Below are 12920 nucleotides of genomic sequence, written 5' to 3'. Positions count from 1 at the left end.
GGCTGGACGCCCGCCGCAACCGCCGCCGCATCCTGGCCGCCGCGCGCGAGGTCTTCGCCGAGCACGGCATCGACGCCCCGATGGCGACGGTGGCCCGCCGGGCCGGGGTGGGCGTGGCGACGCTGTACCGCCACTTCCCGACCCGGGACGACCTGGTCGGAGGGGCCTTCGCGCACCAAATCGCAGCGTGCGCGGGGGTGTTCGCGGAGGCGGTGGCCGACCCGGACGCGGGGCGCGGTTTCCGTCGCCTGGTGGTGGAACTGTGCCGCCTCCAGCGCGAGGAGCGCGGCTTCCCGGCGGCGTTCCTCGCGGCCTTCCCGGACCGCGCCCGGGAACACGCCGAGGCCCGCTCCGAGGCCGAGCAGGCCCTGTCCACCCTGATCCGCAGAGCACAGGCCGCAGGCGCCCTCCGCGCCGACTTCCACGTCTCCGACCTGGCCGTCGTCCTGCTGTCCCATGGCGGCCTGGTCGCCGCCCTCCCCGAGGACCCGGCGGCATCGGCGCGCCTGGTCGCCTACCTCCTCGACTCCTTCCGCCCGGCCCCGCAGCACGGCCCCCTGCCACCACCGGGCGAGCTGAACCTGGCGGGCCTGCCGGTCACGGTGCCCGGCTCCGGCTGAGGGAGTCCGGGACGAGCTGCTACGCCTCGATCCGCCCGGTCAGCCACCATTCGAGATACGTGGCCAGGTTCGGAGCGACCCAGGTGCGGCTGTCGGTCTCGTGGTCCCACACGAAGACGTCCGGCCGGTCGATCGCGGAGAGAAGCGCGAACAGGTCGCCGTTCCCCGCGTCCGCGAAGAAGAGCAGCGGCTCGAACGGCATGTGGAGGAACCGGAAATCGGCGTTCTCGCGCAGGCTCCGGTTCTCGGACGCGATGCGCTCGGCCGACCAGACGATCCCGTCTCCGTACTCGCCCTCGATGCCGTCGCTCTCGCGCAGGAGAGCGACGAGGTCGGCGGGCAGCGGACGGCCGAGGACAGCGGCGCAGCGGGTCAGGGACGACTCCGCTGCGGGGGACTGGAAGACAGCCTTGCCGGGCAGCGCCGCGACAGTTTCGATCCACATGCCTGATTCGACCTCCGAGTGAACAGAAGTGAACCGTAGGGCCACGGCCGGGCCCACCACTCACCGCCCCCGTCGCAGACAACCGCTGGTGAAGACACGGCCTCCCCGGCACGCCTCACGGCACCCCGCCTCCCCTTCCCCGCTGGTGCGACCGGTCCCACCTGCATAGCGTGATCGCATGACCACAGAAACGGACCGGCCCGCTCTCGACGACCGGCGGTGGAAAGCACTCGGGGTCTGTCTGACCGCGGGCTTCATCTCCCTGCTCGACGTCTCGATCGTGAACGTGGCTCTGCCTTCCATGGAGCGTGGGCTGGGTGCCTCCGAAGCCACCCAGTCCTGGGTGGTGTCCGGGTACGCCCTCGCCTTCGGGCTCGCGCTCGCACCGGCGGGACGGCTGGGTGACCTGCGGGGGCGCCGCCAGGCGCTGCTGATCGGCCTCGGCGTGTTCACGGCCGCGTCCATGGCGTGCGGTCTCGCCCCCGGTCCCGCGTGGCTGGTGGTGTTCCGGATGATCCAGGGCGCGGCCGCCGGTGTGGTCGCACCGCAGACCTCGGGGCTGATCCAGCAAATGTTCCAAGGTGCCGAACGGGCCCGGGCCTTCGGTTTCCATGGCAGCGTCATCGCCGTGTCCACCGCCGTGGGCCCGCTCGCGGGCGGACTGCTGCTCCACGCGTCCGGCACGGACGACGGCTGGCGCTGGGTGTTCTTCGTCAACGTGCCCATCGGCGTGGCCGCCCTCGTCGCCGGGCACCGGCTGCTGCCCCGCCTCCCGGTGCCGAGCGGAAAGCGGGAGAAGTTCGATCCGGTCGGCGTACTGCTCCTCGGCGCGGGCGTGCTCGCCCTGCTGCTTCCCCTGGTCCAGGAACAGCAATGGCAGGGACGGGCGAAGTGGCTGCTGCTCCCGGTGGGCGCACTGCTGCTGGGCGCCTTCTGGATGTGGGAGCGGAACCGGGACCGCCGGGGCGACGCTCCGCTGGTCGACCTCGGGCTCTTCTCCCTGCGCTCCTTCACGCTCGGCACCCTGATCAGCCTCACGTTCTTCGGCGGGCTCACCACGATCTTCTTCGTCCTGTCGCTGTTCCTGCAGAACTCCGTGGGATACAGCCCCCTCGCCGCCGGAGTGACGATCCTGCCGTTCGCGGCCGCCTCGGCGGTCGGCGCGGCCTTCGGGGGACGGCTGGTGATGCGCTACGGCCGCGGCCTGGTCGTCATCGGCCTGAGCGGGGTGGCCCTCGGGCTGCTGGGCGTGGTCCTTGCCGTTCAGCTGGTGCCCGGCGAGGGCGTGGGCTGGGCCATGGCGCTGCCGCTGCTCATCGGCGGGATCGGCTCCGGGCTCACGGTCTCGCCCAACACGACCCTCACCCTCACGCTCGTGCCGGTACGACGGGCCGGTGCGGCCGGCGGAGTGATGCAGACCGGCCAGCGCATCGGCTCGTCCGTGGGCATCGCGGTGGTCGGCGCCGTGTACTTCGCGCACCTCGCCAACCACGGCCGCGCCACGACGGCCCTCCAGCTCGGGCTGCTCACCGCCGTGGCCATCATCCTCGTCGCCCTCGCCCTGGCCGTGGCGGATCTGCGCGAGCGCCGGGAGCATCCGGACGACGACGGCCCCGCGGTGACGCCGTGGGACGGCGTGGGGGAGAGCGGGGCGGGCGAGAAGGCGGGTCAGGGAGTCTGATATCCGGGCGGGGAATGCGAAATCCGGGCGGCCCTGAGCCGCCCGGATTTCGGACGCGTCAGCCCTTCGACGCGGAGGGCAGTCGGCGCGCCGCGAAAAGAACCATCGAGATCTTCAGCGCGGTCGAAATGGTCAGGGCCTGGAGGAAGGGCATTCCCATGAGCCACAGGGCCACCATCATGACGGTGAGGACCAGAAGGACCGGGACCAGATTGGTCTGTCCCACCGTGGAACGCAGTACACCGACGGGAGTTCGACGCCGAGCCCCCGTATCGATCGCGTCGACGGGCCTCACTTCTTCTTCCGCTTGCGGCATTGTCTTTCCTTCCCGGATTCGTTTTCCGTGAACAGAACAGTGCCCCTTCGCGCCGCTCCCCCGTGAGCGGTACGAAGGGACACTGCGGGGTGTGGTGACCCGCGTGCGTGCCCCGGGCGCGCTCAGGTACGAGCGAGCGTGGGCAGCAGACGCAGGGCGTTCGCGCGGTTGATGTGGCCGCGCTCCAGGTCGCCGAGGGCGGGGTCCGCGTCCAGCGCGGGGGCGGTCACCTCCGTGACCACACGCGTGGGGGTGGGCGGCCAGTCGCTCCCATACAGGATCCGGGAGGAACCCGCCGCGGCCAGCAGCGTGGGCGTGGCCGAAGGGGACATCGGCGCCGCCGTGTCGTAGTAGAAGCGGTGCAGGTAGTCGCGGACGCGGCCGGGGTCGACGGCGGGGACGAGCTGACGGCCGAAGACCTCGATCCGGCCCGCGATGTACGGGAGGTACCCGCCGCCGTGCGGGAGGATGAAGGTGAGCCGGGGGAAGCGGTCCAGCGTGCCGTTCATGATCAGGCTCAGGGCGGCGCGCGTGGTGTCCATGAGGAAGTCGCACACGAACGGCGGTACGCCCTGGGGGCCGCCGGACGTGGCCACCTGCATGGGGTGCGTGCTGATCACCGCGCCGCGTTCGTCGAGTTCCGCCATGAGGGGGTCGAGCGCGGGATCGCCGAGGTACGTCTCGCCCGTACTGGTGCGCGCGCTGACGCCGACGGCCCCGAGCTCGTCCATCCCGTGGGAGACGGACCAGCGGGAGAGCTCGGGGTCGTCGAGGAAGACGGGCGTGAAGAAGGCGAAGCGGCCGGAGTGCCTGGCCGCGAGGGCACCGGCGGCGTCGAGCGAGACCCGCGCGCTCTCCTTGCGTGCCGCCGCCTCCTTGGAGCGTCCCAGCATGGCCACGGTGAGGACGCTCGTACGGGTGCCGGTCCGGTCCATCAGGTCCAGCGCGGCGGTCTCGTCCCACCGGGTCCACGGCGGCAGTTTGTCCCGGTCCACCATGCCGTTCTCCTCGGCCCACCGCACCCATTCGGGGGCGGTGTAGTGGTGGTGGACGTCTATTCGTTCGCGGCGGGCGTCGTCGCCGCCGGGTGCGGTGCGGCGGCCTATGTCGCCCGGGGCTTGCAGGTCGGTCGGCATGGAGGGGCTCCCTGTGGTGGAAGGTCCGGGTGCGTCTGAAAGCGGGTCAGCGGCTGAGGAGACCTTCGAGGACGTGCGTCAGCTCGAGCTCGGGGTCCGTGGGCAGGTCCGTGGAGCGCCAGGCGACCATGCCGTCGGGGCGGACGAGCACCGCGCCCCGGGCCGTGACGCCGTGGACGGCGGCCCAGTCCGCGCCGCCGCCGTCGGCGGGCGTGGTGTCGAGGTCGAACTCCGGGCCCGCGCCGACGCGGTAGGACACCAGCGGGACACCGAGCCGGGTCGCCGCGGCCTTGGCGGCATACGGCCACGGGCCCTCCGCGGTGCCGGAGAGCAGGACGAAGGACCGCTCGTACAGATCGACGGTCGACCTGGTCTCCCCGTCCTGCACGACGGTCATGTGCGGGGCCCGGGTACCGGGGTCCCCCTCCAGCCGGAGGTCCTCCGGGATGGTCGGCGCCTCGGTGTCCGCGCCGGACACCGCCGTGGAGACGTAGCGGTAGCCGAGCGACACGGTCATCAGGTCCGTGCTCTGGGCCGTGGCCTGCGCGGCCGCGTAGCCGGGGTGCTCCTCGCGCGCCGCCTGCTCGATGGCCCGCGCGATCGTCGCCAGGGCGACCGGGCGCCGCTCGTTCTCGTACGTGTCGAGCAGGCCCTCACCCGCCCAGCCGCGCAGTACCGCCGTGATCTTCCAGGCCAGGTTGTGCGCGTCCTGGATGCCCGTGTTGGAGCCGAACGCGCCGGTCGGGGGCATCTCGTGGGCCGAGTCCCCGATGAGGAAGACGCGCCCCTCCCGGTAGCTGTCGGCGACCCGGTCCGCCGCGTGCCACGGCGCGCGCCCGGTGACCTCGACGTCCAGGTCCCGTACGCCGGCTGCGGCCCTGATGTGGTCCGTGATGCGCGTGTCGGTGAAGGACTCGAGCGTCTGGCCGCGCTCGGGGAACCACGGGATGTGGAAGACCCACTTCTCCTCGTTGTCGACGGGCAGCAGGACGCCGTCGCCCTCGGTCCCGTTCAGGTAGCAGACCAGGAAGCGCTGGTCGTTCACCACCTCGCGCAGGAGCTTGCTGCGGAAGGTGACGCTCACGTTGTGGAACAGGTCGCCCGCGCCGCTCTGCCCGATGCCCAGGCGCTCACGCACGGGGCTGCGCGGCCCGTCGGCCGCCAGCAGGTAGGCCGTACGCCGCGTGTACGTCAGACCGCTCTCCCGGTCGCGCAGTTCGCACGTCACGCCGTCCCGGTCCTCGGTGAAGGAGACCAGCTCCGTACCGAAGCGCACGTCCCCGCCCAGTCGGCGGGCGTGGTCCAGCAGGACCGGCTCCAGGTCGTTCTGGCTGCACGCGCACCGCACGGTGGAGCACAGGCCCTTCTCGGGCGCCCCGCCGGTGAGCCGCGCCGAGAGCCACCGGCTGGTCTCACCGCCCGACAGCCGGTCCGTCTGCAGGATGCCGTGATTCTTGGACAGGGCGGACGCCGCCTCCCTGATGTCCGGCTCCAGACCGGCGGTGCGGAACAGCTCCATCGTCCGCATGTTGTTCCCCCGGCCCCGGGGGTGTTCGGACGTGGCGGCCCGGCGTTCGGCGACCATGTGGCTGACACCCAGTCTGCCCAGAAACACCGACGCGGACAGTCCGACGAGCGAACCGCCCACGATCAGTACCGGCAGCATTTCTTCGTTTTCTTCGACTTCTGAGGCACGCTTGTCCACGGCCCGTCCTCCTCCAGTGACCCAGCGGTGGTTCGGGCAGCGATTTCGAACTCGTGGCGGCCCTGATTCCGAACCTGTCACACGGCCACCGGGTCGGCAATCGATCCTTCCCTCGGACGGCGCATTCGCCGTTTTCCGCGTCCGTACGGTGCCCGTAAAGACCGGTCGGCGTCAGGGTGAATCGGGTTTTCCCGTTCCGGGTGGCGTCAATGCATTCCTGCGTTCCGGCGTTCAGCCGCCTCGTGCCACTGCGGGAAGACCACTGCGGGAAGAGAAGAAGGACCGTCGATGACTCAGTTGCAAGAGCAGGAGAACACGGACGAGACAGCCCGGGCAGTGGACGCGGCATCCCGCGGCTGCCCCGTGTACCGCTCCAACCCGCACCCCCTCTACCGGCATCTGCGCGAGAACGCGCCCGTGTCCCGGCTCACCCCGCCGCACGGCGTGGACTCGTACCTCGTCACCCGGTTCGAGGACGCGAAGGCGGCCCTGGCCGACCCGCGGATCAGCAAGGACATGTACGCGGCCATCGACGCCTACCGGTCCATCTTCGGCGACTCCTCCATCGCCCTGGACGACAACATGCTGTTCGCCGACCCGCCGAAGCACACGCGGCTGCGCCGGATCGTCAGCAAGGCCTTCGTCCCCCGCCGCATCGAGGCCCTGCGCCCCCGCGTCCAGGAGATCACCGACGCGCTGCTCGACCGGTGCGCCGCCCAGGACTCCGTCGACCTCCTGTCGGCCTTCGCCTTCCCGCTGCCCCTCCAGGTGATCTGCGAGCTGATCGGCGTCCCCGAGGAGGAGCGGGCCGAGGTCCAGCAGTGGTGCAGCGTCGTCGCGCGCACCGGCTTCAGCAAGAAGGACAAGGACAAGCTGCACGAGGCTGAGACCACGCTCCGGGAGTACTTCGAGGTCCTGATCGCCCGCAAGCGGCAGGCCCCCGAGGACGACCTCCTGAGCGTCCTCATCCAGACGAGCGACGAGCAGGAGTCGCTGACCGACGGCGAGTTGCTCTCCACCCTGTGGGTCCTGCTCTTCGCCGGGCACAAGACGACCGCCTACCTCATCGGCAACGCCGTCTACACCCTCCTCACCCACCCCGACCAGCTCAAGCAGGTCATCGACTCGCCCGACCTCCTCCCCAACGCCGTCGAGGAGGTCATCCGCTACGAGGGCTCGGTCGAGAACGCGACCTTCCGCCACGCGCTGGAGGACATCACCATCGCGGGCACCCTGATCCCCAAGGGCTCCCTGGTCCAGATCGCCGTCACCTCCGCCAACCGCGACGACGCCGCGTTCGAGGACCCCGACACCTTCGACATCACCCGCCCAGGCGTCCAGAGCAACCACCTGGGCTTCGGCACCGGCCCCCACTACTGCCTCGGCGCCCCCCTGGCGCGGATGGAGATGCAGATCGCCCTGACGTCCCTCTTCCAGCGCTTCCCGAACCTCTCGCTGGCCGCGCCCTCCGACGACGCCAAATGGCTGACCGTCCCGTTCCCCGCGTTCCGCGGTCTGACGGAGCTGCGGGTGGCGCTGGGGTCCTCCGAGGGCGCGGGGGAGCGGGTGTCCGGGGCAGCTGACAGGGGGTGAGGTCTCGGGCGTAGATGGATGCCGCGGTGCTCTCGATGTTCACATCCATCGAGAGCACCGCGGCATCCGTCGGCCTGGTGTACGTGGCGCGCGGCGCCGACGACCGCACCCGCCCGGAGGCGGGGCCGCCGGTCACGACCAGTCGGCCGCGCCCCGCAGCAGATGGTGGTCGGAGAGCGGGGGAGTGGAGCAACCGGTCGCGTCGCCGTGTTCGGAGCGGAAGTGCCGGTCGCTCACGAAGATGTAGTCGATCTTCTTGGCGTCGGTGGTGTCCTCGCACCGGTCGTCCACGGTGTTCTCGCCCGTGCGGCAGGTGCTCTGCCCGGCGCAGCGGTCGGCGAAGTGGTCCCGGTCGGTGTCGTCGACCTCGCGGAACGGACCGGTGCCCCGGTCGGAGTCGTACAGTCGGCGCAGCGGTGCGGCGTTGGGCCTCATGTTGAAGTCGCCGCCGAGGACTACGGGCATGGTGCGGGTGACTGGTTGCAGCGCCAGGTAGATCTGGTGCGTCTGCACCTCCGGGTTCCTGCCGCGCCAGTCGAGGTGGGTGTCGCAGGCTCGGACGGTACGGCCCCGCACCTGCGCGTCGACGCAGAGCAGGCCCCGCTGCTCGTCGGCCACGGCCGGGTCCCGGTGGAGCGGGATCATGGTGCGGTCGGCGACCGCCGAGGCGTTCCCCTTGACGAACATGGCCAGGCCGAAGCGCCGGTCGCCGCCCCACTGGGAGCAGCCGCCGACGCTGTCGAGGGTGGTGCCCCACACGGCCGTGTAAGGGGTCTCGGCGCGGTCGGCGAGGTGGTCCCGCAGCAGGGTGTACTGGCCGTGGCAGACTTCCTGGAACATGACCACGTCGGCGTCCCAGTGGTCCATCGCCTGGACGATCCGGTCACGCCAGGCGTTCTTCCTCGTGGTGTCGTTCCCGGGCTTGACAGGGCAACTGGCAGCGGCGCCACAGACGTTGTAGCTGATGAAGCGAGGGGTTGGCCGGGCGGTGGAGGGCGCGTCGGCCCGTGCGGTCCCGACTACGGCCGCTCCGAGCAACAGGGCCGCTGCCGCCGTGGGCGTCAGGAACCGGCGTCGCGCGGAGAGGGGGCTCATGATGGTGGTCGACCTCGTGTGAGACAGGGGCGGAGGTGGGAAAGGCGGTCGGACGGCGTCGACCGGTGGTCGGGTACGTTCGCCGCAGTGCCGGTTCCAGCCGTCCGGCTCGTCACTGTCCCAGGAGCGGACGGGCGCCTTGCAGGCGGGGCCCCCTGAGCCCGTCCGCCGCAGCCGCCCCGCTACGGCCGCCCCGTCACCTCCGGCACGTTGTACCCCTCGACCCTCAGCCCCGGCCGCGCCTTGTCCGCATGGCCGGGCCACGACACCGTGACCGTCCGGGACTCGCCGGGCAGCAGCCAGAGGTAGTTGTCGTCGTACTCGGCGGGCAGCACCCGGTCCCCGGACCTCGTGTCCACCAGGGAAAGGCGCAGCATCGCCGCCACCGACGAACCCCGGTTGGTCACCCTGGCGGTCAGCGCGCGTCGCCCGTCGGAGCCGCCGCGCGGGCCGGTGACGTCCACCGAGACCCTGGTCCGGCGGGTCTGGTTCAGCGCCCGCATGTCCTCCGGTGTCCGGTACCGCCAGTACGTGTTCTCCGCGAGCGTCTTCCCGTACTCGTCGGCGAGTCGCAGGCGCAGCAGGTACAGGCCGGGCAGGGAGCCCTTCGGGTCTGCGGTGAACGCCTTCGCCGTCGTGGACGGAGCGATGTCCACGGTCGCCCGCTGCTCACCGGCCGTCTGGCGGCCGTCGAGGTCGTACCAGCCGGCGGTCACGGTGGCCCGGCGGATCGTGTGCGGGGTGTGGTTGACGGCGATGACCCGGCCGTCGACCGGGTTCGACTGCACGTGCACGGGTTCGGAAGCCTTGCGGGAGCCGTAGTAGGCGCCGTTGACGTCGAAGTCGTAGTCGTACGTCTGCCAGACCGTGCTGTACCAGGCGGGGTGGGACATCCACAGCAGCAGTGCGCTCGCGTCGTCCCAGAGCCGGGCGTTCCACGCCTCGAACATGGCCCGGTGGTTCTCGTAGTTGAGGAACTGCGCCTTGCGGCAGAAGTCGTCCAGGTCCGTCGCCGTGCCGAGCCGTGACTCGATGGCGGCGCGGTAGTTCTGCGGGGCCTGGTTCCCTCGCGTGCTCCAGTCGTGGTAGTACCAGGCGCCGCCGACGGGCCACTCGGGCTCGTCGCCGGTCAGGTGGCGCATGGTCTCCGCTGTGGGGACCACCGGCATGCCGATCTCGGTGTGGAAGCCGTAGTTCTTGCTGCCGTAGGTCGTCGCGGAGAAGTACTTCTCCGGTTCCACCCAGCCGTAGGGGCCGCCGCCGGTGACGATGCCGTCCGCCGAGTTGTTCTGGTACAGGATTCCGGGCGCCCCGGAGCGGACCGCGTCGCGCATGCCGTCGTCGATCGCAGCGGGCGGGTTGCCCTCGTTGGCGCCGCACCAGACGACGACGCTGGGGTGGATGCGGTAGCGGAGCACGACGTCCCGCGCCGTGCTGTTGAAGGCGTCGTGGTCCGGCGGGTCCATCGCCCAGGCGTTGGGGAAGTCGTTCCACACCAGCAGGCCGTGCCGGTCACAACTGGAGAAGAACTCCTCACGGTTGCTGCTTCCCACCCAGTTGCGGATCATCGTGAAGTTCATGTCGCGGTGCATCCGTACGGCGGTGTCCATGCGCTCGGCCGGCATTCGGCGCAGCAGCTCGTCCCAGCCCCAGTTGCCGCCCCGGCAGAACACCCGGACGCCGTTGACGCTGATCCTGAGCGGCGCGATCGAGTTGTCGACGGACTTGACGTCCGTCCAGTCCGTGCCGTTGTCGGAGACCTGGATGGTGTACGTCCGCGCGTACGCCTGCTCCCAGGTGATCGCCACCCGGTCGAACCGCTCCGGGGCGCCGAGGTCGAACCGGATCCAGCCGTCGTCCTCGTAGGCCGAGGTCCAGCGGGTGTTGGCGTCGCCGTCGACCACGTTCCCCGCGACCGTGCCCTCGCCCTCGGACGAGGCGGTCGCGGGCTTGCGCAGCGCCAGGTTGGTGCCCGGTCTGGCGCTGTCCACGACGGCCAGCTCCCACATCGAGAAGCCCCAGCTGGTGGCGCGGGTCCGGCACAGCACCCGCAGGTGGCGCGCGGTGACCGCGTCGAACTCGACGTTCTGCATGCTCGCCGCGCCGGAGGTGTGGAACGGCAGCGGGGCGGCCGCGTTGTCGACGTCGCGCACGTCCGTCCAGGCGGAGCCGTCGCCGGATACCTGGACGGTGTAGGTCCGCGCGTACGCCTGCTCCCAGTCGATCGCGATCCGGTCGAAGGAGACCGGCGAGCCGAGGTCCACCTGGACCCACTGTCCGTCGTCGAAGGAGGAGGACCAGCGGGTGCCGCCGTCGCCGTCGGTGACGTTGGCCGCTCCGTGCGAGGGGTCGTCGACGGAGGACGCGGTCGCCTTCCGGCCGAGGGCCAGGTCGTCGCCGGGGGCGGAACTGTCCAGGACCGAGAGGTTCCACATCGAGGAGCCCCATTGGGTGGCGCGGGTACGGCACAGGACGCGGACGTAACGCGCCTTCTGGCGGGCGAGGTCGACGGTCTGGGTGAAGACGTCGCCGCCCCGCCGGAACGTCATCGGCAGCGCGCCGTACTCGTAGCCGAACTGGCGTATGCCGAAGTGGGTGACGCGGCGGTCGCTCTCCCGGCCGTCCACGGACGCGGTCAGGGTGAGGTCGTGCAGGGTCGGCTCGCCGTAGCCGTTGGGCCACCACAATGCGGGGTCGCGCAGGCGCAGTTGCGGGAAGTCGGCCGGGGCGAAGGTGACATCGGTGCTCTTGCCGCCGGGGACCGTCACGGTCCGGGTGACCCGTACCCGGCCGAACGCCGCGGTGACGGTGACGCGTCTGTCCGCGCTGTCGGCGTTGCGCACCGGGACCACCACGGTCAGCTCGGCCGTGGTGGTGGCGGGCAGGTCGGGCAGCAGGGTGTCCACGCGCGGGTCGCCGATGACGGCGGCGCCGGTGGAGCGCAGCCGGACGTGGTTCCAGATGCCGGCCGCGCGGTCGCGCACGGCGGGCATCCAGTCCCAGCCCGAAGAGGCCAGGTAGGTGGGGGAGTTGCGGTTCATCATGGTGGCGCCCGCGTCGACGAAGGCGAGACCGGCCGGGCCCTTGTCGGCCGGACTGCCGGGGAACGGCATGGGGGTGATCTTCACCGCGAGCGACTGGCCGCCGTCCGCCAGCAGTTCGGTGACGTCGTAGGAGGCACGCGCGAAGGGGTTGGTGAAGGATCCGACGCTGGTGCCGTTGAACCAGACCTCGGCTTCGTGGTTCACGCCGTCGAACTCCAGCCAGACATGCCGTCCCTGGCCGGTCCGCAGGCCCCTGGGCAGCGTGAACTCGCGCCGGTACCACCAGGAGTGCCGGGACAGGGCCTCGGGCACGTGGAGGTTGCCGAACCCCGCTACCGGGTCGGGAAGTTGACCCTGGTCCACCAGCGAGGTCAGTACGGTGCCCGGAACGGTCGCCGGGAGCCAGCGGCTGGTGTCGTGCCCCGCGCGGGAGAGGGCGGCACCGTCGGCACCGGCCCAGTCGTCCATCGTCAGGTCCCAGCCGGACTCCAGCGGGACGGTTCCGTCGTCGGCCACCTTCAGCGGCCCGGGGTGCCGCTCGCGCACGCCCCAGTCGGTCCAGCCGGTGACCTCCGGGCGCCGGGTGCGGCAAGTGCCGTATACCTGGAGGCCGTTGAGGCCGAGCGGGTTGCTGTTGGAGCGCTTGAACACCGTCATGCGGACCCAGCGCGCGGTGACCGGCTCCGGCAGGGCGATGTCCAGCTCGCCGCCCCTGCCGGAAGCGGTGCGGTACACCGCCGTCCAGGACGCACCGTCGCGCGACGTCTCGACGGCGAAGTCCGTGGCGCAGCTGGACAGGATCTCCCGGCCGGTGGTGTTGTCGCGCGGGCTTCCGGTCGGGGACTCCTTGAACGGCGGGTCGTCCACGGTGGCCTCGAACACCAGCCGCACCGAGGAGACTTCGCACAGCGCCTGAAGGTCCACCTTGATCCACTGGGGGTCGCCGTCCGCCGCCCGCCAGCCACTGCCCCGGACCCCACGCACCGCGAGGCCGTCCACGGCGAACTCGGCAGGGGTCGGCGCGTAGTCGGTCGAGGACACCGAAACCGGCCGGTACGCGGCGAGTTCGGCCGGGGGAGTGTCCCGGCCGGGGTGTCCGGTTCCCGCTTCGGCTGGGGAGGCGAGCGGCCCCATGCCCAGACCGAACCCGGCCAGGAGGGTGGATCCCGCCGAAAGGACGGCACGCCGGGAGGGCGCGGAGGGCTGATCCGACATCAACAAGGCTCCGATCAGGGCAGACCGAGGAACGGTGAGGCTGGGGAACAGAGCGGATGACAACGTTGCC

9 protein-coding genes are annotated in these 12920 nt (G+C 71.2%); 3 read left to right on the top strand and 6 right to left on the bottom strand.

Features of this window, described 5'->3' with window-relative positions:
* The first annotated feature begins 2 nt into the window (after window positions 1–2).
* Window positions 3–620 carry a TetR/AcrR family transcriptional regulator gene (locus tag GTW40_RS09150; RefSeq protein ID WP_161179660.1) on the top strand — a complete coding sequence of 206 codons (618 nt, stop codon included), beginning with the start codon at window positions 3–5 and terminating at the stop codon, window positions 618–620.
* Between the two features lie 19 nt (window positions 621–639).
* On the opposite strand, the gene GTW40_RS09145 is transcribed toward GTW40_RS09150, so the two are convergent.
* The gene (locus tag GTW40_RS09145; RefSeq protein WP_161179659.1) at window positions 640–1065 is read right to left on the bottom strand and encodes an SMI1/KNR4 family protein; all 426 of its coding nucleotides are present in this window, start codon (window positions 1063–1065) and stop codon (window positions 640–642) included.
* 178 nt (window positions 1066–1243) lie between these two features.
* Between GTW40_RS09145 and GTW40_RS09140 the strand changes: the two genes are divergently transcribed.
* A complete protein-coding gene (locus tag GTW40_RS09140; RefSeq protein WP_161179658.1) occupies window positions 1244–2746 on the top strand; it encodes an MFS transporter in 1503 nt (500 codons plus the stop codon).
* A 58-nt stretch (window positions 2747–2804) separates the two neighbouring features.
* Here the strand turns inward: GTW40_RS09140 and GTW40_RS09135 are convergent, their stop codons facing one another.
* The 3 genes from GTW40_RS09135 to GTW40_RS09125 all read right to left on the bottom strand — a co-directional run bounded on the left by GTW40_RS09135 (window position 2805) and on the right by GTW40_RS09125 (window position 5864).
* Window positions 2805–2972, bottom strand: a complete 168-nt coding sequence (locus GTW40_RS09135) for a hypothetical protein (protein ID WP_161179657.1) — start codon at window positions 2970–2972, stop codon at window positions 2805–2807.
* A gap of 212 nt (window positions 2973–3184) precedes the next feature.
* Window positions 3185–4198, bottom strand: coding sequence for an amidohydrolase family protein (locus tag GTW40_RS09130; RefSeq protein ID WP_161179656.1), 1014 nt, complete (start codon window positions 4196–4198; stop codon window positions 3185–3187).
* A gap of 46 nt (window positions 4199–4244) precedes the next feature.
* A complete protein-coding gene (locus GTW40_RS09125; protein ID WP_237525416.1) occupies window positions 4245–5864 on the bottom strand; it encodes an FAD-dependent monooxygenase in 1620 nt (539 codons plus the stop codon).
* A 327-nt stretch (window positions 5865–6191) separates the two neighbouring features.
* On the opposite strand from GTW40_RS09125, the gene GTW40_RS09120 reads away from it, so the two are divergent.
* On the top strand, window positions 6192–7496 hold the full coding sequence (locus GTW40_RS09120; protein ID WP_161179655.1) for a cytochrome P450: 1305 nt from the start codon (window positions 6192–6194) through the stop codon (window positions 7494–7496).
* Between the two features lie 132 nt (window positions 7497–7628).
* Here GTW40_RS09120 and GTW40_RS09115 read toward each other — a convergent pair whose 3' ends face one another.
* Window positions 7629–8591 carry an endonuclease/exonuclease/phosphatase family protein gene (locus GTW40_RS09115; RefSeq protein WP_161179654.1) on the bottom strand — a complete coding sequence of 321 codons (963 nt, stop codon included), beginning with the start codon at window positions 8589–8591 and terminating at the stop codon, window positions 7629–7631.
* 182 nt (window positions 8592–8773) lie between these two features.
* Window positions 8774–12850, bottom strand: coding sequence for a discoidin domain-containing protein (locus tag GTW40_RS09110; protein ID WP_161179653.1), 4077 nt, complete (start codon window positions 12848–12850; stop codon window positions 8774–8776).
* Window positions 12851–12920: the final 70 nt, after the last annotated feature.

The sequence above is a fragment of the Streptomyces sp. SID4985 genome (genome assembly GCF_009863025.1).
In the GTDB taxonomy this organism is placed as follows: domain Bacteria; phylum Actinomycetota; class Actinomycetes; order Streptomycetales; family Streptomycetaceae; genus Streptomyces.
Note: the sequence above shows the minus strand (reverse complement) of the source record. Positions and strands in the feature narration are given on the sequence as shown.